This window comes from Achromobacter insuavis, assembly GCF_902859645.1.
Taxonomy (GTDB): domain Bacteria; phylum Pseudomonadota; class Gammaproteobacteria; order Burkholderiales; family Burkholderiaceae_B; genus Achromobacter; species Achromobacter insuavis.
On the sequence record NZ_CADIJR010000020.1, the window covers coordinates 26548 to 46900 of the forward strand.

Annotated in this window: 19 protein-coding genes; 14 read left to right on the plus strand and 5 right to left on the minus strand. The window is 69.0% G+C overall.

Annotated features, from left to right (window positions below):
- Window positions 1–29: 29 nt before the first annotated feature.
- On the minus strand, window positions 30–530 hold the full coding sequence (locus H0523_RS12885; protein WP_054434359.1) for a TRAP transporter small permease: 501 nt from the start codon (window positions 528–530) through the stop codon (window positions 30–32).
- A gap of 94 nt (window positions 531–624) precedes the next feature.
- Window positions 625–1599, minus strand: a complete 975-nt coding sequence (locus H0523_RS12890) for a TRAP transporter substrate-binding protein (protein WP_054434361.1) — start codon at window positions 1597–1599, stop codon at window positions 625–627.
- Window positions 1600–1712: 113 nt separating this feature from the next.
- Between H0523_RS12890 and H0523_RS12895 the strand changes: the two genes are divergently transcribed.
- From H0523_RS12895 to H0523_RS12935, 9 genes are all read left to right on the plus strand, one after another.
- Window positions 1713–4244, plus strand: coding sequence for an ABC transporter permease (locus H0523_RS12895; protein ID WP_054434363.1), 2532 nt, complete (start codon window positions 1713–1715; stop codon window positions 4242–4244).
- On the plus strand, window positions 4244–4666 hold the full coding sequence (locus H0523_RS12900; protein ID WP_082404775.1) for a group II truncated hemoglobin: 423 nt from the start codon (window positions 4244–4246) through the stop codon (window positions 4664–4666). Before H0523_RS12895 ends, H0523_RS12900 begins: the two co-directional genes overlap by 1 nt.
- A 55-nt stretch (window positions 4667–4721) precedes the next feature.
- Entirely contained in the window at window positions 4722–5387 is a 666-nt protein-coding gene (locus H0523_RS12905) for a 3-deoxy-D-manno-octulosonic acid kinase (RefSeq protein WP_275261181.1), read from the plus strand.
- Window positions 5388–5537: 150 nt separating this feature from the next.
- A complete protein-coding gene (locus tag H0523_RS12910) occupies window positions 5538–6641 on the plus strand; it encodes a polyamine ABC transporter substrate-binding protein (RefSeq protein WP_054434367.1) in 1104 nt (367 codons plus the stop codon).
- Window positions 6642–6646: 5 nt separating this feature from the next.
- Complete coding sequence (locus H0523_RS12915) at window positions 6647–7774, plus strand: ABC transporter ATP-binding protein (RefSeq protein WP_054434369.1); 1128 nt, start codon at window positions 6647–6649, stop codon at window positions 7772–7774.
- On the plus strand, window positions 7771–8691 hold the full coding sequence (locus tag H0523_RS12920; protein ID WP_006393877.1) for an ABC transporter permease subunit: 921 nt from the start codon (window positions 7771–7773) through the stop codon (window positions 8689–8691). Before H0523_RS12915 ends, H0523_RS12920 begins: the two co-directional genes overlap by 4 nt.
- Window positions 8688–9497 carry an ABC transporter permease subunit gene (locus tag H0523_RS12925; RefSeq protein ID WP_054434372.1) on the plus strand — a complete coding sequence of 270 codons (810 nt, stop codon included), beginning with the start codon at window positions 8688–8690 and terminating at the stop codon, window positions 9495–9497. The genes H0523_RS12920 and H0523_RS12925 overlap by 4 nt, the downstream gene beginning before the upstream one ends.
- Window positions 9494–9850 (plus strand): Spx/MgsR family RNA polymerase-binding regulatory protein, encoded by a 357-nt coding sequence (locus tag H0523_RS12930; protein WP_054434374.1) that lies wholly within the window; start codon window positions 9494–9496, stop codon window positions 9848–9850. Before H0523_RS12925 ends, H0523_RS12930 begins: the two co-directional genes overlap by 4 nt.
- Window positions 9851–9863: 13 nt before the next feature.
- Window positions 9864–10580: a DNA-3-methyladenine glycosylase gene (locus H0523_RS12935; protein ID WP_156350559.1), complete on the plus strand. Its 717-nt coding sequence runs from the start codon at window positions 9864–9866 to the stop codon at window positions 10578–10580.
- A 9-nt stretch (window positions 10581–10589) separates the two neighbouring features.
- Here H0523_RS12935 and H0523_RS12940 read toward each other — a convergent pair whose 3' ends face one another.
- A complete protein-coding gene (locus H0523_RS12940; RefSeq protein WP_054434378.1) occupies window positions 10590–11321 on the minus strand; it encodes a PhoP regulatory network YrbL family protein in 732 nt (243 codons plus the stop codon).
- A 164-nt stretch (window positions 11322–11485) separates the two neighbouring features.
- Between H0523_RS12940 and H0523_RS12945 the strand changes: the two genes are divergently transcribed.
- The 5 genes from H0523_RS12945 (at window position 11486) to phoU (ending at window position 17837) form a co-directional block, all read left to right on the plus strand.
- Entirely contained in the window at window positions 11486–12877 is a 1392-nt protein-coding gene (locus H0523_RS12945; RefSeq protein WP_054434380.1) for a DNA recombination protein RmuC, read from the plus strand.
- Window positions 12878–12976: 99 nt separating this feature from the next.
- Window positions 12977–14506, plus strand: a complete 1530-nt coding sequence (locus H0523_RS12950; RefSeq protein WP_054434382.1) for an amidase — start codon at window positions 12977–12979, stop codon at window positions 14504–14506.
- A 64-nt stretch (window positions 14507–14570) separates the two neighbouring features.
- Entirely contained in the window at window positions 14571–16235 is a 1665-nt protein-coding gene (locus tag H0523_RS12955) for an isovaleryl-CoA dehydrogenase (protein WP_054461221.1), read from the plus strand.
- A 39-nt stretch (window positions 16236–16274) separates the two neighbouring features.
- Entirely contained in the window at window positions 16275–16955 is a 681-nt protein-coding gene (gene rpiA, locus H0523_RS12960) for a ribose-5-phosphate isomerase RpiA (protein WP_054461217.1), read from the plus strand.
- Between the two features lie 156 nt (window positions 16956–17111).
- Window positions 17112–17837, plus strand: a complete 726-nt coding sequence (phoU, locus tag H0523_RS12965) for a phosphate signaling complex protein PhoU (protein WP_006393885.1) — start codon at window positions 17112–17114, stop codon at window positions 17835–17837.
- A 112-nt stretch (window positions 17838–17949) separates the two neighbouring features.
- Here phoU and H0523_RS12970 read toward each other — a convergent pair whose 3' ends face one another.
- Together H0523_RS12970 and H0523_RS12975 are read right to left on the minus strand one after the other, a co-directional pair.
- On the minus strand, window positions 17950–19902 hold the full coding sequence (locus tag H0523_RS12970; RefSeq protein WP_054434386.1) for a phosphocholine-specific phospholipase C: 1953 nt from the start codon (window positions 19900–19902) through the stop codon (window positions 17950–17952).
- A 136-nt stretch (window positions 19903–20038) separates the two neighbouring features.
- Entirely contained in the window at window positions 20039–20311 is a 273-nt protein-coding gene (locus H0523_RS12975; RefSeq protein ID WP_006393887.1) for an oxidative damage protection protein, read from the minus strand.
- Window positions 20312–20353: the final 42 nt, after the last annotated feature.

Below are 20353 nucleotides of genomic sequence, written 5' to 3' on the forward strand. Positions count from 1 at the left end.
TATCGGCTGCTTGGATTCGGGACGGGGGCTCAACCCTGCGCGTCGTTGCGCACGGGCGTGTTGTCTTCCTCGCCGGCGCACCAGCGCGCCAGCACGGCGATGGCGGCGAGCGTCGCGCCCACCGGGATCGCCAGGTAGATCCAGGAAATCGAGATGTCCAGGCTGGGCACGTTCTGGAAACGCACGCGGTAGGTCATCTGGCCGCCGATCCAGGCGATGAAGCCGAGAAAGCCGGCGCAGACCAGGCCGATGACGGCTTCCAGGATGCGGCGGCGCATGCCGCCCAGCAGGTTGCGCAGCAGTTCGACGCTGATCATGGCGCCGTGGCGGAAGGCCAGGGCCACGCCCAGCAACACCGTCCAGATCAGCAGGGCGCGGGTCAGCACCTCGCTCCAGTCGGCGGGCGAATGCAGCACGAAGCGGGCGATGACCTGGTAGAAGGCGGCGGCCGCGGCGGCCACCAGCAGGAGTTGGGCGATGACCGACACCAGTTTGAACAGGACGCGGTCGAAGGCGCAGAGCAGACGCATGAGGATTTCCAGGGGCGGATGACAGGGCGCGCGGCGCCAGGGGGCGGGCGGAAACCGTTTCCGTCCGCCACCCGTGGCGGTGCCGGCCTTGCGCTTACTTGGTGTCGCGGATCGACTCGATCAGCTTCTTGTCGAACTTCTTGTAGTACTCGGGGTAGGCCGGCTCGACGGCGGCGGCGAAGGCGGCGCGGTCGACTTCCGTGACCTGCATGCCTTCCTTCTTGAGCTGCTCGACGCCGGTCTTCTCGATGTTGTCGACGTAGGCGCGCATGGCCTGGGCCGATTCCTTGCCGGCCTTGTCGAACTTGGCCTTGTCCTCGGCCGACAGGCCGTCATAGACGTTGGACGACATCAGCACCAGCGCCGGGCCGTAGACGTGGCCGGTCAGCGCCAGGTACTTCTGCATCTGCGACAGCTTGGCCGAGGTGATGACCGACAGCGGGTTTTCCTGGCCGTCGATGGTGCCCTGCTGCAAGGCGGTGGCCACTTCCGGCCAGGCCATCGGGGTCGGCAGGATGCCGATCTGGCGGAAGGCGGTGATGTGGATCGGGTTTTCCGTGGTGCGGATCTTCAGGCCCTTGGCGTCGGCCGGCGTCTTGACCGGGCGCACGTTGTTGGTCAGGTGGCGGAAGCCCTGTTCGCCCCAGGCCAGCGCGATGATGCCGCGGCTGGGGAACTTTGCCAGCATATCCTGTCCGATCTTGCTGTCGAGCACGTTGCGGGCGTGTTGCAGGTCGCGCAGCAGGAAGGGGATGTCGAAGACGCCGGTCTCGGGCACGAAGTTCAGGGTGGCGCCGGTCGAGACGATGGCCAGGTCGATGGTGCCGATCTGCAGGCCCTCGATCACTTCGCGCTCGCCGCCCAGCGCGCTGTTGGCGAATTGCTGTACCTTGTACTTGCCGTTGCTGGATGCCTCGATCGACTTGGCCAGGGCGTCGGCGCCGGCGCCATAGTGCGACGACGTGGACAGGGCATAGGCCATCTTCAGGGGAGTCTGGGCCGAGGCGGCCAGGGGCGCGGCGACCGCGCAGGCGGCAAGGATCGTGGCCGCGAGCCAGGATTTACGCATTGTCTTCTCCAGGGATTCGGTATTTTTTTGCAGTGGGTGTGCGGCGCCGCAAGGCGCTTCGCGCATGATAGCGGGATTCGGCCCCCATTCCGGCCGTTGGTTAACATTGGCAGATGATGGATTTCCCTGATGTCTCACGGGCCAGGCGCCCCGGCTTTTGGACCACCCTGGCGCTGGGCGCCCGCATGATGATGCGCGACGCCCGCGCCGGCGAGCTGCGCCTGCTGGTGCTGGCCCTGGTGGTGGCGGTGGCCGCCGTCACCAGCGTCGGCTTCCTGGCCGACCGCGTCAGCCGGGCGCTGGAGCGCGACGCCGGGCAGATGCTGGGCGCCGACCTGGTGCTGGACGCCGACGAGCCGGTGCCGGCCGCCTTCCTCGACCAGGCCCGCGAACGCGGCCTGTCCGTCTCCAATACCTGGCAGTTCCCGTCCATGGTCAGCGCCGGCGACGGCGCCCAGCTCGCCGCCCTCAAGGCGGTCGAGCCGGGCTACCCGCTGCGCGGCGCCCTGCGGGTGACGGACGCGCCGTTCAATCCCGACGGTCCCACCCGCGACATCCCGCCCGAAGGCGCGGTCTGGGTGGACGGCCAGTTGCTGTCGCTGCTGGGCCTGAAGGTCGGCGACACCCTCAATGTGGGCGATGCCCACCTGCGCATCGACCGGGTCATCACCTATGAGCCCGACCGCGGCATGCAGTTCGTCAACGTCGCGCCGCGGGTGATGCTGCGGGCCAGCGACCTGCCGGCCACCGGGCTGATCGCGCCCGGCAGCCGCATCGGCTACGCCCTGCTGGTGGCGGGCCAGCCGGATGCGGTGGCCAACTACTCGGCCTGGCTCGGCCAGAACCTCAAGCGCGGCCAGAAGGTCGCCACGCTGGAATCGGGCCGGCCCGAGGTGCGCCGCACCCTGGACCGGGCGCAGCGCTTCCTGTCGCTGGTGGCGCTCCTGGCGGTGCTGATCTCGGCGGTGGCCGTCGCCCTGGCGGCCGGCCGCTACATGACCCGGCATCGCGACGGCATCGCCGTGATGCGCTGCCTGGGGGCGGTGCAGTCGCAGGTCTCGCGCATGCTGACCCTGGAATTCGCGCTGGTCGGCCTGTTCGCTTCGGCGGCGGGCTGCCTGCTGGGCTATGCGGTGCACCAGGTGCTGGTGATGCTGCTGGGCACGCTGATCGACACGACCCTGCCCGCGCCGTCGGCCATCCCGGCCCTGCAGGGGCTGCTGACCGGCCTCCTGCTGTTGCTGGGCTTCGCCCTGCCGGCCCTGGCGCAGTTGCGCCACGTGCCGCCGGCGCGGGTGCTGCGGCGCGACGCCGACGTCATCAGCGCCCGCAGCGCGCTCGGCTACGGCGTCGGCGCGGTCGGCTTCGCGCTGCTGATCTGGTGGTTCGCCGGCGACGCCAAGCTGGGCGGCGTGGTGGCGGGCGGGTTCCTGGGGGCGTTCGCGCTGTTCGCGCTGGTGGCCTGGCTCTGCATCCTGGGCCTGGCGCGCCTGCGCGGCCTGGCCGCCGGCCTGCCGGCGCTGCGGTTCGCGCTGGCCGGCGTGGTGCGCCGACGCGCCGCCACCATCACCCAGGTGTGCGCGCTGGCGGTGGGCCTGATGGCCCTGCTGCTGCTGGCCATGACCCGCACCGACCTGATCCAGGGCTGGCAGCGCACGCTGCCGCCGGACGCGCCCAACCGCTTCCTCATCAATGTGCAGCCCGACCAGCGCCAGGCCGTGACCGACGCGCTGACCCGCGAAGGGCTGGGCCAGATCGTGCTGTCGCCGATGGTGCGCGGCCGCCTGATCGCCGTCAACGGCAAGCCGGTGGGGCCGGACGACTACGAGGAGCCGCGCGCCAAGCGCCTGGTGGACCGTGAATTCAACCTGTCCTACGGCGAGCAGATGCCGTCGTCCAACCGCATCGAGGAGGGCCGCTGGCTCAAGCCGGGTTCGGCCGAGGTGTCGCTGGAGTCGGGCCTGGCCAAGACCCTGGGCATCAAGCTGGGCGACAAGATGACCTTCGACGTGGCCGGCCAGCAGTTCGAGGTGGCCGTGTCCAGCACCCGACGGGTGGATTGGGATACGATGCGCGTCAATTTTTTCGCCATCCTGACGCCCGAGACCCTGGCCGACATGCCGCAAAGCTGGATCACATCCTTCTACCTGCCGCCGGAAAAGGCCCAGGTGCTGCCCGCGCTGGTGCGGCAGTTTCCGAACCTGACGGTGTTCGACGTGGGCGCCATCCTGCAACAGCTGCAGTCGGTGCTCAACGAGGTCGGCCGCGCGGTGCAGCTGCTGTTCCTGTTCACGCTGGCGGCCGGCGTGCTGGTGCTGTCGGCCGCGCTGACCGCCACCCGCGACGAACGCATGCGCGAAGCCGCGGTGCTGCGCGCGCTGGGCGCCACCCGCAGCCAGCTGGCGCGCTCGCAGCGCATCGAGCTGTGGGCCGTGGGCGGCCTGGCCGGCCTGCTGGCGGCGGCCGGCGCCAGCGCGATCGCTTGGGTTTTATCAACCCAGGTGTTCGATTTCACGATTACCCTCAGCCTTTGGCCCTGGCTGGTGGGGGTCGGCGCGGGTATGCTCGGCGCCTGGGCCGGTGGCGCGCTGGCGCTGCGCGGCGTGCTGCGCACCCCGCCGCTGGTCACCCTGAGAGAAACCTGATGACGACCTCCGTCCAAACCCCTGCCGAACCCGTGGAAACCTCCCGCAGCATTTTCGATCTCCTGGGCGGCGAGCCCGGCGTGCGCGCCCTGGTCGACCGCTTCTATGACCTGATGGACATGGAGCCGGACCTGAAGGAGCTGCGCGCCGCGCACGGCCCCAGCCTGGACGAGGCCCGCGACAAGCTGTTCTGGTTCCTGTGCGGCTATTTCGGCGGCCCGGACCTCTATATAGAGCGCTTCGGCCATCCGCGCCTGCGGGCGCGGCACCTGCCGTTCTCGATCGGCGAGATCGAGCGCGACCAATGGGTGGCCTGCATGGGCCGCGCCATGGAGGACGAGGGCATCGACCCCGCCCTGGTCGAGCGCCTGCTGCAGGCCTTCTTCGGCGTGGCCGACTGGATGCGCAACCGTGAAGGCTGAGCGGGACCCCTCCGGCGCCCGGCGCCACCGCTGGCCGGCGCCGCTGGCCGGCGCCATGCTGGCCGATCCGCGCCTGGGCGAATCCGGCCCCGAACTGTTCAACCCGGCCCACTATGGCGACCGCGCCCGGCCGGTCGACGCCGGCGGCCGCCAGGCCGCCTGGTTCGTGCAGGGGCAGGGCTGGCAGGGCGTGCTGCGGCGCTACCGGCGCGGCGGGTTGATCGCCAAGCTCAGCCGCGACACCTATCTGTGGGCGGGCGAGGCCCGCACCCGCAGCTTCCGCGAGTTCCGCTTGCTGGCCGCGATGCGCGCCCAGGGGCTGCCGGTGCCGGCGCCGCTGGCCGCGGCCTACTGGCGCCAGGGGCCGACCTACCGCGCCGCCATCGTGGTCGAGCGCATCCCCGGCGTGCGGCCGCTGGCCCAGGCGCTGGCCGAGCCCCTGTGGCAGCCGGTGGCCGAGGCCATCGCGCGCATGCACCGGGCCGGCGTCTGGCACGCCGACCTGAACGCCTTCAACATCCTGATCGGCTCGGACGGGCAGGTCTGGCTGATCGATTTCGACCGCGGCACGCAGGGCGGCCTGTCCGACCGCCAGCGCCAGGGCAACCTGGAACGCCTGCGCCGCTCCCTGGTCAAAGTGGCGGGGGAGGACGGCGAGCGCTTCTGGCTCAAATTGCGCGACAGCTACTGGACCGCCTGGGGGGTTGGCGTACAGCCTTGAGGCAGGCGGCGCCACCGGCCCGATCCGGGCCCAATTGCGGCAAATTGCGCTAAATCTCCCGGTAAAGTTGGGCAGGTCATCGCTAAAAGGCTTTATGATTCCGCCTTTTGGTACTCCTGTAACTTACGGCATATAGCTGGGGGGCTGGTAATGAAACTACGGGCGGGAATGCGCTGGGCGCTGGGGACGATGCTGATCGCGGCAGCCACGTCGGCGGCGGTGGCGCAGAACAAGGTCGTCAACGTCTACAACTGGGCCGAATACACGGCTCCGGACACGATCTCGGGTTTCGAGAAGGAAACCGGCATCAAGGTCCGCTACGACGTCTACGACAGCAACGACACCCTGCAGGCCAAGCTCCTGGCCGGCAAATCGGGTTACGACGTCGTTGTCCCGTCCACGCATTACGCCTCGCGCCAGATCGAGGCCGGCCTGTTCCAGAAACTGGACAAGTCCAAGATCCCCAACTGGAAGTACCTGGATCCCGACGTCATGGCGCTGGTCGCCGCGGTCGATCCCGGCAACGAATACGCCATTCCCTGGGGCTACGGCACCAACGGCCTGGGCTACAACGTCACCAAGGTCAAGCAGATCATGGGCGACAACGTCGACCTGGGCAACTGGGACATGATCTTCAAGCCCGAGAACGCCGCCAAGCTCAAGGAGTGCGGCATCTCGATGCTGGACGAGGCCGCGCAGGTGTTCCCGGCGGTGCTCAAGTACCTGGGCAAGGATCCGAACAGCGCCAACCCGGACGACTACAAGGCCGCGCTGGACGTGCTCAAGCAGATCCGTCCGTACATCCGCCAGTTCAGCTCGTCGGGCTACATCGACGAGCTGGCCGTGGGCGACCTGTGCATGGTCTACGGCTTCTCGGGCGACGTCATGATCGCCCGCAAGCGCGCCCAGGAAGCCAAGAAGGCCTATGAAGTGAACTACTTCATTCCCAAGGGCGGCGCCCCGGCCTGGTTCGACCTGATGGTCATCCCGAAGGACGCGCCGCATCCGGAAGAAGCCCTGGCGTTCATCAACTACATCGAGACGCCCAAGGTCCACGCCGCCATCACCAACACCATGTTCTACCCGAACGCCAACAAAGAGGCGCGGCAGTACGTGGTCAAGGACGTGGCCGACAACCCCATGATCTACCCGTCGCCCGAGGTCTCCAAGACCTTGTATGTCATCAAGGCGCAGCCCTTGAACATCCAACGCCTGCAGACGCGCATGTGGGCCGAGCTGAAATCGGGGCGCTGAGCATCATGACCGATAGCCGTTACTCGGCGCAGCTTGCGGCCGATCCGGACGAGTTCGTCCGGGTGACCGACGTGGTGAAGATCTTCGGCGACGTGGTCGCCGTCCGTTCCGTCAATCTCTCGGTCAAGCGCAACGAGATCTTCGCGCTGCTGGGCAGCTCGGGCAGCGGCAAATCGACCCTGCTGCGCATGCTGGCCGGCTTCGAGGAAGCCACCTCGGGCCAGATTCTGCTCGATGGCGAGGACATCACCAACGTGCCGCCGTACCGGCGGCCGGTGAACATGATGTTCCAGTCGTACGCGCTGTTCCCGCACATGACGGTCGAGGCCAACGTGGCCTTCGGCCTGAAGCAGGAAGGCGTGGACCGCGCCGAGATCCACGACCGCGTGTTCGAGGCGCTCGACCTGGTGCAGATGGCCGGCTATTCGCGCCGCAAGCCCAACCAGCTGTCCGGCGGCCAGCAGCAGCGCGTGGCGCTGGCGCGCAGCCTGGTCAAGCGGCCCAAGCTGCTGCTGCTGGACGAGCCGATGTCGGCGCTGGACAAGCAGATCCGCCAGAAGACCCAGATCGAGCTGGTCAAGATCCTGGAGCAGGTCGGCGTGACCTGCATCATGGTCACCCACGACCAGGAAGAGGCCATGACCATGGCGCATCGCCTGGCGGTCATGACCGAAGGCCAGATCGTCCAGTGCGGCACGCCGCAGGACGTCTACGCCTTCCCGAACTCGCGCTTCGTCGCCAGCTTCATCGGTTCGACCAACATGTTCACCGGCACCATCGTGGTCGATGAACCCGACCACGTCGCCATCGAAAGCCCCGAACTGAGCCGCCCGCTGTACGTCAGCCACGGCGTCAGCGAGCCGCTGGGCATGGACGTGCACGTCTCCATCCGCCCCGAGCGCATGGTGGTGTCGCGCGAGCAGCCCGCCGGCGACTACAACTGGGCCCACGGCATGGTCAGCCACATGGCCTGGATGGGCAGCTACGCGCTCTACCAGATCCGGCTGGATTCCGGCGCCATGGTCGAGGCCAGCGTGCCCAGCCTGCAGCTGGCCCAACTGGACGCCCCGGGCATCGACGAAGAGATCTTCGTCAGCTGGGACGCCGACAGCGCGACGGTGCTGGCGTCATGAGCCGCTTCTCGCCCCGCGACTGGCTGCCCTCGGGCCGGACGCTGGCGGTGGTGCCGCCGTTCGCCTGGCTGGTGCTGTTCCTGCTGGTGCCGTTCCTGCTGGTGTTCAAGATCAGCTTCGCCGAGCTCAAGTTCGGCATTCCGCCGTACACCGCGCTGGCGGAATTCAAGGACGAGGCGGTGCAGTTCAGCCTGCACCTGCGCGGCTACATCCTGCTGTTCACCGACAGCCTGTATTTCGCCACCTACCTCAGCTCGGTCAAGATCGCCGCCATCACCACGCTGGCCTGTGTGCTGATCGGCTATCCCATGGCGTACTACATCGCGCGCTCGTCGCCGCGCGTGCGCAACCTGCTGCTGCTGGGCGTGATCCTGCCGTTCTGGACCTCGCTGCTGCTGCGCGTGTACGCCTGGGTCGGCATCCTGCGCAACGACGGCCTCTTGAACAACTTCCTGCAATGGCTCGGCATCATCTCCAGCCCGCTGGAGATCTACCGCACCGACCTGGCCGTGTACATCGGCATGGTCTATGCGTACCTGCCGTTCTTCATCCTGCCGCTGTACGCCACGCTGGTGAAGATGGACCTGCGCCTGCTGGAAGCCGCCTACGACCTGGGCGCCAAGCCCTGGCAGGCGTTCTGGCAGATCACCGTGCCGCTGTCGCGCCAGGGCGTGATCGCCGGCGCCATGCTGGTGTTCATCCCGGCGGTCGGCGAATACGTCATTCCCGAAATGCTGGGCGGCGCCAACACGCTGATGATGGGCCGGGTCATGTGGAACGAGTTCTTCAACAATACCGATTGGCCGATGGCCTCGGCGGTGACCTGCGTGATGGTGCTGCTGTTGCTGGTGCCGCTGGCGCTGTTCCAGTACAACCAGGTCAAGCAGCAGGAACTGGCCAGCGGAGGCCGCAAATGAACGGTCCCAACAAGACCTTGCGCGCCGTGGTGCTGGGGCTGGGCTACTTCTTCCTGTACGTGCCCATCATCAGCCTGATGGTGTTCTCGTTCAACGAATCGCCCGCCGTCACCTCCTGGACCGGTTTCTCGTTCCGCTGGTACCACTCGCTGTTCAATGACGACGCGCTGCTGCGCGCGGCCTGGCTGTCGTTCCGCATCGCCGCCATGACCGCCACCGCGGCCGTCATCATCGGCACCTGGGCCGGTTACGTGCTGGGGCGCATGGGCCGTTTCCGCGGTTTCGCGCTGTACGTCGGCATGCTGAGCGCGCCGCTGGTGATCCCCGAAGTGGTGCTGGGCATCTCGCTCCTGCTGATGTTCGTGGAACTGCGCGGCCACCTCGGCTGGCCGGCCGAAAACGGCATCTTCACCATCTGGGTCGGCCACGTGACGCTGTGCATGGCCTTCGTGGCGGTGGTGATCCAGACCCGCATCCGCGACCTCGACCGCTCGCTGGAAGAGGCCGCGCTGGACCTGGGCGCCACGCCCATCGTCGTGTTCTTCAAGATCACGCTGCCGCTGATCGCGCCGGCGCTGGCCTCGGCCTGGCTGCTATCCTTCACGCTGTCGCTGGACGACGTGGTGCTGGCGTCGTTCCTGTCCGGCCCCAGCTCCAGCACCCTGCCGATGGAAGTCTTTTCGCGGGTGCGGCTGGGCCTGAAACCCGAGATCAATGCGTTGGCGACGCTGTTCATCCTGGCGGTGGGCACCTGCGTCATCCTGGCCAACCGCATGCAATGGCGCAAGGAGTCCGAACCCAAATGAAGCAAACCACCCTGTATGGCCTGACCAAGTGCAGCACCTGCGTCAAGGCGCGCGAGTGGCTGACCGCGAACGGCGTCGATCACCAGTTCATCGACTACCGCGACCACCCGGTGCCGGCCGCCACCCTGAAGGAATGGGCCGGTCAGCTCGGCGGCTGGGAAAAACTGGTCAACCGCGCCTCGATGACCTGGCGCAACCTGCCGGACGATCGCAAGACGGCCAGCACCGATGCGCAGTGGACCAAGCTGATCGCCGAGTTTCCGGCGCTGGTGCGCCGCCCGGTGGCGGTGACGGCCGACGGCGAGGTCGGCGTCGGCTTCAGCGAAAAGCGCTACGGCGAACGCTTCGCCTGACACCGTGGCTGCCATGGCCGACAAGGCATCGCGCCGCGCCGGCAAGGCGTTGCCCGATGCCTTTTTTGATCGCGACGCGCGCCAGCTGGCGCGAGAACTGCTGGGCAAGGTGGTGCGCCATCGCGTCGACGGCCTGTGGCTGTCGGCGCGCATCATCGAGACCGAGGCCTACTACCTGGAAGAGAAGGGCAGCCACGCCTCGCTCGGCTACACCCACAAGCGCCGCGCCCTGTTCATGGATGGCGGCGTGGTCTACATGTATTACGCCCGCGGCGGCGACTCGCTCAATTTCAGCGCGGGCGGTCCCGGCAACGCGGTCTTGATCAAGTCCGCCTATCCCTGGGTCGACGCCGTTTCCGGCCCCGACGCGCTGGCCCGCATGCAGGCCCTGAACCCCGATGCCCAGGGGCGGCCGCGGCCGCCGGGCCGGCTGTGCGCCGGCCAGACGCTGCTGTGCCGCGCGCTCGGCCTGAAGGTGCCCGACTGGGACGCGCGCCGCTTCGATCCCGAGGCGCTGTACGTCGAGGACGTGGGCGAGTCGCCCCAGGTGCTGATCAGCGCCACGCGGCTGGGCATTCCCGCCGGACGCGACGAACACCTGGAATACCGTTACGTTGATCCGGCCTACGCGGCCTGGTGTACCCGCAACCCGCTGCGCCGGGGGCAGCAGGCGGGGCGGGACTATCACTGGGTGGACGGGTCGGGGGCGCCCCTCAAGCGGGCGCCCTGAGGACGCGGCTCAGGTCCCGGGGTCGACGCGGTTCGCGGCCCTGAGCGCCGCCTCGCGGGCGCGCCGGGCCATCGCGGCCCGCATTTCGGCGTACTTGCGCTGGATCCGCTTGCGGTTCAGGCGCTTGCTCCAGGCGTATACCGGCACCAGCGGCAGCACGCCGAAGCCGTCAATCAGGAACAGCCCCGACTTGCCGTCGGCATTCAGGCCGCAGGCGATGTTGCTGGGCGACAGGTCGTGCAGCACCACGTGGGCGTCGGCCAGGTCTTCGACGAACTCGTCCAGTTGCGCTGACAGCGCCTCGTCCATCTTGCCTTGGCGCGCCAGGTCGGCCACCGTGGGGGCGATGTTGCCGACCTCGTCGGTGATCTTCTCGACCAGCAGGCCCAGGCCCAGCGTGGTCTGGGCCAGGCCCAGGATGCGCGCCATCGGCACCCGCCAGACGCCCGAGGGGCGCGTGGTGGTGGTGACGTATTCAGTGATTTCGTTCAGGTAGACGCGGTAGGCGCTTTCGCGCTGGTACTGTTTGTACCAGCGCTTGAACGGGCGGGTTTCGAGATAGACCGCGCGCGCCTGCATGTCCATGACCTTGACGAGCAGGGAAGGCGCATGGGGATGCTGGAAGATATGACGGTCCCCGCCCACTGCGACTGGCGTTTCGTCATTGAGATTCAATGGGCCGAAGACGGAGCCGAAGGCGACGGGGGACGGACAGAATGTTGGGAGATCAGCTGTATTCAACTGCTTTTAAGGTTATATGTAAGTTGTTAACAGTTTAATGCCGTTGCTTGCTTTTCGCTTTTTGAAGCCTCAAGGAAGTCGTTTCCGATGACTACGGGGGCCGGATCAGAGTCCTATAATTTCACGCGCCCGGCGTGGGCGCGCGGCGTTGAGAAGGGGCCACTTTGTCGAATGATGTTCTGCTATGGATTGCCGCGGGCGGCGCGGTGCTGGCTTGCCTGATTGCCTTGCTGGCCTGGCTGTCGCGGCCGGCGCGCGATGACCGGCTCGACGCGCTGCTGGAAGGCCTGGAGCGCACCGAGCGCGCCCTGCGCGCCGACATGGCGGAGAGTCAGCGCGGCCTGCGCGCCGAGTTCGCCGAATCCACCCGCGGCCTGCGCCAGGAACTTGCCCAATCCCACGGCGACCTGCGCGCCGCCCTGACGCGCGACGCGCAGGCGGCGCGGGCCGAATCGGCCGAGTCGCTGGCGCGTTTCGCGGCGGGTTTCGGCGACCAATTGCAGGGACTCATCCAGATCAATGAGCGGCGCCTGATGGAGGTGCGGACCACGGTCGATCAGCGCCTGCAAGCGTTGCAGAATGACAACAGCGCGAAGCTGGACGACATGCGCCGCACCGTCGACGAGAAGCTCCACGCCACGCTTGAGCAGCGCCTGGGCGAATCGTTCAAGCAGGTGTCGGACCGTCTCGAGGCCGTGCACAAGGGGCTGGGCGAGATGCAGGCGCTGGCCGCCGGCGTCGGCGATCTCAAGCGCGTGCTGACCAACGTCAAGTCGCGCGGCACCTGGGGCGAGGTGCAGCTGGCGCGGCTGATCGAGGACAACATGACCCCCGAGCAGTACGCCGCCAACATCAAGCCGGTGCCGGGCAGCGACGCGGTGGTCGAATTCGCCATCCGCCTGCCGGGGCGGGGCGATGGCGCCGCCCCGGTCTGGCTGCCGATCGACGCCAAGTTCCCCAAGGAAGAATACGAGCGCCTGATGGACGCGCAGGAAGCCGCCGACGCCGAGGGCGTGAAGGCCGCCGGCGCCGCGCTGGGCAAGGCGGTCGAGGTGCAGGCGCGGCTGATCGCCGGCAAGTACGTGGCGCCGCCGCACACCACCGACTTCGCCATCATGTTCCTGCCGACCGAAAGCCTGTACGCCGAAGTGCTGCGGCGTCCCGGCCTGCTGGACCGCCTGCACGACCTGCGCATCAACGTGGCCGGGCCCAGCAACTTGGCCGCCCTGCTCAACAGCCTGCAGATGGGCTTTCGCACGCTGGCCATCGAGCAGCGTTCGTCCGAGGTCTGGCAGGTGCTGCGCGCGGTCAAGACCGAGTTCGGCAAGTTCGGCGACGCGCTGGCCGGCGTCAAGAAGACGCTGGACACCGCCAGCAGCAAGATCGGCCAGACCGAGGTGCGCACGCGCGCCATGCTGCGCAACCTCAAGAGCGTCGAGGCCCTGCCCGAAGCCGAGGCGCTGCGCCTGCTGGGCGGCGAAGGCGCCGTGGCCGATGACGGCGCGGACGACGCCGCCACCGACGACGCGCCGGCCGCGCCGGGTTCCGGCGCCTGATTCGCGCGGCCGTCGCCGGGCCCGGCTTGTGACCCGGGCGCTCTGTCGATATCCTCATACTTGCGGCATTCCGCCGTCGATATCTGGAGCATCGTAAGCATGGGCACGGCTGACCGAGTTGATTCCTCTTCCTTCGACGCGATGGCGCTGGGCGCCGATATCGCCCAGGGAGCCACGACGGCGCTTGCCGCGATGCAGCAGGCGCTGGAGCGGGTGGCGGCGCGCAATCCGTCGATCAACGCGGCCTGCGGCGTGCAGGCCGAACTGGGCCTGGACCTGGCGCGCGCGCTGGACGGCGAGCTGGCGGCGCTGACAGACGAGCAGCGGCTCGCCCTGCTGGACGAACGTCCGTTCCTGGGCGTGCCGACCCTGCTCAAGGACCTTGGCACCGCGGCGCTGGGCCTGCCTAGCGCCATGGGCTCGGTGCTGTACGGCCAGGTCGACTGGAGCGTCGACGCCGAGATCGTCACGCGCTACCGCCGCGCCGGCCTGATCCCGTTCGGCCGCAGCACCAGCGCCGAACTGGGCCTGAGCCCCACCAGCGAATCGCCCGTCTACGGCGCGCCCACCCAGAACCCCTGGAAGGCCGGCCACAGCGCCGGCGGTTCCAGCGGCGGCGCCGGCGCGGCGCTGGCCAGCGGCATGGTGCGCATCGCGCACGGCAGCGACGGCGGCGGCTCGATCCGCATTCCCGCCTCGTGTTGCGGCGTGCTCGGCCTGAAGCCCTCGCGCGGCATGATGCCGCTGGGACCGCTCAAGGGCGAGGGCTGGGGCGGCCTGGCCACCGAACACATGATGACCCTGTCGGTGCGCGACTGCGCCGCGGCGCTGGACATCAGCGCCGGCGCCGATGTTGGCGCGCCCTATGCCGCGCCAGCCAGGCCGGGCGAGTCCTACCGCGACATCGTGGCGCGAGTGGCGGCCGATCCGCGCTCGGCGCCGCGCCGCCGCATCGCCTACATCAACACCACCTACGAAGGCCAGGCCATCCATCCCGAGGTCGCGGCCGCGGTCGACGAGGCCGCGCGCCTGTTCGCCGGCCTGGGCCACGAACTGGTGGCGGCCGCGCCGCCGGTGGGTTCCGAGGAAGTGCTGTCGCCGATGCTGCCGCTGATCGCCAGCGCCGCCGCCAACGCCATCGACAGCTACGTCGGCGCCCGCAACCGCCGGCTCGCCGCCGACGAATTGCAGCCCACCACGCTCGGCGCGCGCGAATACGCCCGCGCCATTTCCGGCGCCCAGTACGTGGCCTGCGTCGACGCCTGCCACGAGATCACGCGCCGCATCGGCCGCTTCCTGCATCGCGAAGGCACGCAGGGCCACGACCTGTTCCTGTCGCCGGTGCTGGCGCAATTGCCGGCGCCCATCGGCCGCTACGCGATGGACAACGCCGACTACCTGGCCTACCGCCTGGGCAAGAAGGGCGTGATCGGCTATTCGCCGTTCGCGCCGCTGGCCAACCTGACGGGCATGCCCGCCATTTCCATTCCGTTCGGCCTGTCGGCCGACGGCCTGCCGATCGGCATCCAGGTCATGGGCCCGCTGGGCAGCGAGGCCTGGCTGCTGGAACTGGCCGCCCAGGTCGAGGCCCTGCGGCCCTGGCAGCGGGTGGCGCCCATCGCCAGATAGGCGCGCGGGCGGGACGCGCCGGCCGTCGCGGCGCGCCATCGAATAGCGAATAGGAGCAGTCAGCATGCCGTCGTTCGTGACTCATACCGTCCTTAACCAGGTCCCGCCCCTGGAAGACTATTCGTTGTTCGACACCGACCCGGCGCTGCGCGAGGCCGCCGCGCGCGAGGGCGCCGGCGCCTGGACCGGCGACCTGGCCGCGCATGGCGCCTGGCTTGGACGGGCGCAGACGCTGGCCGCCGGCGCCGACGCCAACCGCTGTCCGCCGCGGCTGGTGGCCTACGACCGGGCCGGCCATCGCATCGACCACGTGGATTTCCATCCGGCCTGGCAACTGCTGATGAGCGGCATCGTGGCGCGCGGCCTGCACAGCCGCGCCTGGGCGCAGCCGGTGCCGGGCGCGCAGGTGGCGCGGGCCGCGGCCTATCTGATGCAGGGCCAGGTCGAGGCCGGCACGCTGTGCCCGACCACCATGACCTTTGCCGCCGTGCCGCTGCTGCAGCGCGAACCGGCGGGCGTGGTGGACTACGGCGGCGACTGGCTGCCGGCGCTGTATTCGCGTGAATTCGACGGCGCCGATGCGCCGCTGGCGGGCAAGCGCGGCGCGTTGATCGGCATGGGTCTGACCGAAAAGCAGGGCGGTTCCGACCTGCGCGCGGTCACCACCCGCGCCACGCCGCTGGGCGCGGCCGGGCGCGGCTGCGCTTATCAGCTGGTGGGCCACAAATGGTTCTTTTCGGTGCCGCAGGCCGACGCCCACCTGGTGCTGGCGCAGACCAACGAAGGGCTCAGCTGCTTTTTCGTGCCGCGCTGGATTCCGGGCGGCCTGCGCAACGCGGTGCGCATCCGCCGCCTGAAGGACAAGCTGGGCAACCACAGCAACGCCAGCGCCGAAGTCGAGTTCGAGGACGCCTGGGGCGTCATGGTGGGCGAGCCGGGCCGCGGCCTGGCGGTGCTGCTGGAGATGGCCGCCACCACCCGGCTCGATTGTGTGCTGGGCAGCGCCGCGCTGCTGCGCCAGGCGCTGGTGCAGTCGCTGCACCATGCCGGTCACCGCCACGCCTTCGGCAAGCCACTGCTGGCGCAACCGCTGATGCGCAACGTGCTGGGCGACCTGGCGCTGGAGGCCGAGGCCGCGCAGGCGCTGGCGCTGCGGCTGGCGCGCGCGGTGGACGAGCGCGCCGACGCCGGGGCGCGCGCGCTGGCGCGGGTCGGCACGCCGGCCGCCAAGCTGTGGGTCTGCAAGCGCGCGATCGCGGCGGTGGCCGAATGCATGGAGGCCTGGGGCGGCAACGGCTACGTCGAAGAGGGGCCGATGCCGCGCCTGTACCGTGAAACGCCGGTCAATTCCATCTGGGAAGGCTCGGGCAACGTGATGGCGCTGGACGTGCTGCGGGCCTTGCAGCGCGAGCCCGAGGCGCTGCCGGCGCTGGAAGCCGAGTTCGCGCCCGCCTCGGGCCAGCATCGTGAGTTCGACGCGGCGCTGGCGCAGTGGCGGGCGCTGCTGGCGGATCCGGCCCAGGCCGAGTTCCAGGCCCGCCGCATCGCCTGCGGGCTGGCGCGGCTGTGGCAGGCGGCGCTGTTGATCCGGCATGCGCCCGAGCCGGTGGCGCGGGGTTTCGTCGGCAGCCGCCTGGGCGCGGCGGGCGGGGTGTTCGGCGAGCTGCCGGCCGGCATCGACGTGGCCGCGATCCTGGCGCGGGCCTGGCCGGCGGCGGCCGCATGCTAAATTTCCCCGCTTCACTCACCAATTTTCCGCATTTTCGCCATGCTCTCCCAGCAAGAACTCAAGCAGCAAGCCGCAGACGCCGCCCTGGAACTGGTTGAACAGGTCGCCGGCCCCGACGTCATCATCGGCGTGGGCACCGGCTCGACCGCCGATCTCTTCATCGACGGCCTGGCGCGTTTCAAGGGCCGTATCGGCGGCACCGTCGCCAGTTCCGAGCGCAGCGCCGCGCGCCTGGCCGGCCATGGCCTGAAAGTGCTGGACCTGAACGACGTGACCTCGATGCCGATCTACGTGGACGGCGCCGACGAAATCGACGCCAACCTGCACATGATCAAGGGCGGCGGCGGCGCGCAGACGCGCGAGAAGATCGTGGCCTCGGTGGCCGACCGCTTCGTCTGCATCGTCGATGAGTCCAAGCTGGTCGAGGTCATGGGCAAGTTCCCGCTGCCGATCGAGGTCATCCCGATGGCGCGCGAATCGGTGGCCCGCGCCATGGTGGCGCTGGGCGGCCAGCCGCGCCTGCGCGAAGGTTTCGTCACCGATAACGGCAACGTCATCCTGGACGTCGCCGGCCTGTCGATCACCGACGCGCCGGGCCTGGAAGCCCGCGTCAACAACCTGGCGGGCGTGGTCACCTGCGGCCTGTTCGCCATCGCCGGCGCCGACGTGGCGCTGCTGGCCACCCAGAACGGCATCCGCCGCCTGGATCGCCGCGCCTGAGTGCGGATAGCGGGCTCGGCCGCCCTTGCGGGCGGTCTGGCCGCGATTCATAATCCTGTCACACTTGGGTCATAACCTTGCGGGTTGTGCAGGCCCATACTTGAAACGCTTTCATATCGGGGCAATGCAATGAGATCAACCACGCAGGGAGCCCGGATGACGGAGCATACAAACAAGCAGTTCGACGCTGATCTGGAAAGCGTCCGTTCGCAGTTCTTGCAAATGGGCGGCGTGGTCGAAGCCATGATCCAGGAGGCCATCGACGCGCTGGCCAGCGGCGATCTGACGCTGGTTGAGAAGGTGCGCGAGCGCGAAAAGGAAGTCAATCGCCACGAAGTGGAGATCGACGAAAGCATCAGCCGCATCCTGGCCCGTCACCAGCCCACCGCGATCGACCTGCGCATGCTGATGGCCGTGTCCAAGATGCTGACCGACATGGAGCGCTCGGGTGACGAGGCCGAGAAGGTCGCCACCGTGGCGCGCCGCGTGCACGAATCCGAAATCCGCCACATCCCGGTGATCGAACTGCGCCACATGGCCTCGAACGTGCGCACCATGCTGCACCAGGCCCTGGACGCCTTCGCCCGCCTCGACCCCATCCTGGCCGCCGCCGTGGTGCGCAGCGACAAGGAAGTGGACAAGGAATGGAAGGGCGCGCTGCGCCACCTGATCACCTACATGATCGAAGACCCGCGCACCATCTCGCGCGCCATCGACATGATCTTCATCGCCCGCGCGCTCGAGCGCATCGGCGACCATGCCAAGAACATGTCCGAACGCGTGATCTACATGGTCAAGGGCGCCGACGTGCGTCACACCGGCGTCAAGAACACCGAGCGCCTGGCGCGCGGTGAAGAAGACACGCCCGAGCAGGACGACTGATCGCGAACCGCCTTCCGGGCGGCGCGCGCGGAACGCGAAAACCCCAGGCGCCTCGCGGCGGCCTGGGGTTTTTTTCTTGTCCGGCGCGGGCATCGGCCGGGGAGGATGTGTTCTACAAGGGCAGGTCGGCGCCCTGGCACAGGCGCGGGTCCGGCACGCCGGACTTGCCTGGATTGATGCGCCCGGCCAGGCGGCGGCCGAACCGCGCCAGGCCCTGCGCGCTGACCTCCAGGTCGTACCAGCCCTCGCAGCCGGCGTACTTCAGTTCCAGCGCGCCGCCGGCCTGCACGTGCGCCATGGCGCGCCAGCCGTCGCCCATGCGCGATTCGATGTGGACCGCCTGGTGCGTGTCGCCGTGGTTGATGAGGCGCAGGCGCAGTCCCGAGGTCACCGGCACCAGTTGCGTTTCCAGCAGGCCGGCATCGCCGCGGTCGCCGCGGAAGTGGCGATGGAAGCCGTCCGGGCCCAGCAGCCACAGGTCGTAGGCGCCGTCGGCATCCAGGCGCCAGCCGTCGTCCAGCCGCGCGCCCGCGCCCACGGTGTAGCGGCGCGGCGCGTGCGCCAGCGCCCGGCGGTCGTAGACGTGCAGCACGGCGCCGACGCTGCCGGCGTTGCGGAAGGTCAGGCGGTAGTGCTCGCCGTCGGCGGTCATGCGGCCGACCGCCTCCAGCGCGTAGGGCAGGGCGCAGGCGTGGCGCACGCTGTCGGCGTGCTGCAGGGCGCGGTCGCCGGCGAAATCGAAGGCCGAGGTCAGGTCGCCGGCCACGGCGCGGCGCCAGGCGCTGATGTTGGGTTCGGCCACGCCGAAGCGGGCTTCGAGGAAGCGGATCACCGAGGTGTGGTCGAACACCTGCGAGTTGACCCAGCCGCCGCGGCTCCAGGGCGACACCACCAGCATCGGCACGCGCGGGCCCATGCCGAAGCCGCGGCCGTGCAGGGCGGGCGGGTCGTCCGGGGTGGCGGCGCTGGGGCCGTGGCGGGTGTCGTGGTATTCGCCGTCCAGCTCGATGGTGGACAGGCCGCCCGAGCGGCCGTCGGGCGCGCGAGCCGGCGGGGCGGGGGGCGGCATGTGGTCGAAGAAGCAGTCGTTCTCGTCATAGGTGACGAAGAACACACAGCCGTTCCAGACCTCGGGATTGCGCGTCAGGATCTCGAGCACGCGTTCGGTGTAGGCGCCGCCCTGGCGCGGCGACGAGACCTCGGGGTGCTCGGAATCGGCGGCCGGGGCGATGATCCACGACACCTGCGGCAGCGTGCCTTGCTCGACGTCGCGGGCCAGGTCGTCCAGGGTATGGGTCGACAGGGCCCGGTCGCGCAGCGGCGCCTCGGCGGCCGTGGCGGCGTGCTGGCGGCGGTACTGCCGGAAGCCCGCCAGCGGGTTGTCGTGGAAGTTGTCCGCCATGTCCTGGTAGATGCGCCAGTCGATGCCGGCGGCCTGCAGCCGTTCCGGGTAGGTGGTCCAGCCGTAGCCCTGGTCGGCCGGGCCGAGACGGTCGAAGGTGTTGACCAGGGCCGGGCCGCCGGCGCGTCCCTGGGGATCGTTGCTGCCGGTCCACAGGAACAGGCGGTTCGGATTGGTGCCGGCCTGGATCGAACAGTGGTAGGCGTCGCACAGCGTGAAGGCGTTGGCCAGCGCCGTCTGGAACGGCACCTCGGCGGGGCGATAGGCGCCCAGGCCGAGGCGGCTCTTGGCCGCCAGCCATTGGTCCATGCGGCCGTCGTTCCAGGCGCGCTGGGCGTCATCCCAGGTGTGCGGGGTGATGTAGCCGACCGGCGTGTCGCTGGCGTACTCGGCCTGCAGCGCATAGGGACGCAGCCGCTGGGCGCCGTCGGCCTGGGTCAGCACGTCGCCGGCCGGCGTCGGCGCCGGATGCGGATCGGCAAAGCCGCGCACGCCCGGCAGGGCGCCGAAATAATGGTCGAAGGAACGGTTCTCCTGCATCAGGATGACGACGTGCCGCACGTCGTTGAGCGTGCCGGTCTTGCGGTCGGGGGCGACCGCCAGCGCGCGCTGGATGGCCCGGGGCAGGTCGGAGGAAGCGGCGGAACTCGGTTCTTCTTTCATGACGGCATTAGTACGGCCAGCAACAACGGAATCTTAAGGCAGGCGCCGGGGGCGGCTGGGCGCTCCGGCCAGAAGCGCGAAGCCCCTCGTGAACGAGGGGCTTCGCAGGCGTGCCGCGCGGGGCGGCGCGGCGGGGTCAGGCCGAGGGCGGAACGTAGCCCTGGGCTTCGACGCTGCCGTCCTCGAACAGGAAGCGTTCCATCTGCTGCTGCAGGTACTTGCGGGCGCGGGCGTCGGCCAGGTTCAGGCGGTTTTCGTTGACCAGGCGGGTCTGCACCTGCTTCCACTCTTCCCAAGCTTCCTTGGAAATGCTCTGCCAGATGCGGGTGCCGAGTTCGCCGGGGTAGGGCGGAAAATCGAGCCCTTCGGCTTCACGCTTCAATTTCACACAGTTGATGGTACGGGCCATGGTTCGCTGCCGGAAAGAATGGGTAATGCGCCATTTTAGCGG

Excerpts from the sequence above, each read along its gene's own strand:
- H0523_RS12885 (WP_054434359.1), bottom strand. The coding sequence starts at position 530 with ATGCGTCTGCTCTGCGCCTTCGACCGCGTCCTGTTCAAACTGGTGTCG.
- H0523_RS12890 (WP_054434361.1), bottom strand. The coding sequence starts at position 1,599 with ATGCGTAAATCCTGGCTCGCGGCCACGATCCTTGCCGCCTGCGCGGTC.
- H0523_RS12895 (WP_054434363.1), top strand. The coding sequence starts at position 1,713 with ATGATGGATTTCCCTGATGTCTCACGGGCCAGGCGCCCCGGCTTTTGG.
- H0523_RS12900 (WP_082404775.1), top strand. The coding sequence starts at position 4,244 with ATGACGACCTCCGTCCAAACCCCTGCCGAACCCGTGGAAACCTCCCGC.
- H0523_RS12905 (WP_275261181.1), top strand. The coding sequence starts at position 4,722 with ATGCTGGCCGATCCGCGCCTGGGCGAATCCGGCCCCGAACTGTTCAAC.
- H0523_RS12910 (WP_054434367.1), top strand. The coding sequence starts at position 5,538 with ATGAAACTACGGGCGGGAATGCGCTGGGCGCTGGGGACGATGCTGATC.
- H0523_RS12915 (WP_054434369.1), top strand. The coding sequence starts at position 6,647 with ATGACCGATAGCCGTTACTCGGCGCAGCTTGCGGCCGATCCGGACGAG.
- H0523_RS12920 (WP_006393877.1), top strand. The coding sequence starts at position 7,771 with ATGAGCCGCTTCTCGCCCCGCGACTGGCTGCCCTCGGGCCGGACGCTG.
- H0523_RS12925 (WP_054434372.1), top strand. The coding sequence starts at position 8,688 with ATGAACGGTCCCAACAAGACCTTGCGCGCCGTGGTGCTGGGGCTGGGC.
- H0523_RS12930 (WP_054434374.1), top strand. The coding sequence starts at position 9,494 with ATGAAGCAAACCACCCTGTATGGCCTGACCAAGTGCAGCACCTGCGTC.
- H0523_RS12935 (WP_156350559.1), top strand. The coding sequence starts at position 9,864 with ATGGCCGACAAGGCATCGCGCCGCGCCGGCAAGGCGTTGCCCGATGCC.
- H0523_RS12950 (WP_054434382.1), top strand. The coding sequence starts at position 12,977 with ATGGGCACGGCTGACCGAGTTGATTCCTCTTCCTTCGACGCGATGGCG.
- H0523_RS12955 (WP_054461221.1), top strand. The coding sequence starts at position 14,571 with ATGCCGTCGTTCGTGACTCATACCGTCCTTAACCAGGTCCCGCCCCTG.
- rpiA (WP_054461217.1), top strand. The coding sequence starts at position 16,275 with ATGCTCTCCCAGCAAGAACTCAAGCAGCAAGCCGCAGACGCCGCCCTG.
- phoU (WP_006393885.1), top strand. The coding sequence starts at position 17,112 with ATGACGGAGCATACAAACAAGCAGTTCGACGCTGATCTGGAAAGCGTC.
- H0523_RS12970 (WP_054434386.1), bottom strand. The coding sequence starts at position 19,902 with ATGAAAGAAGAACCGAGTTCCGCCGCTTCCTCCGACCTGCCCCGGGCC.
- H0523_RS12975 (WP_006393887.1), bottom strand. The coding sequence starts at position 20,311 with ATGGCCCGTACCATCAACTGTGTGAAATTGAAGCGTGAAGCCGAAGGG.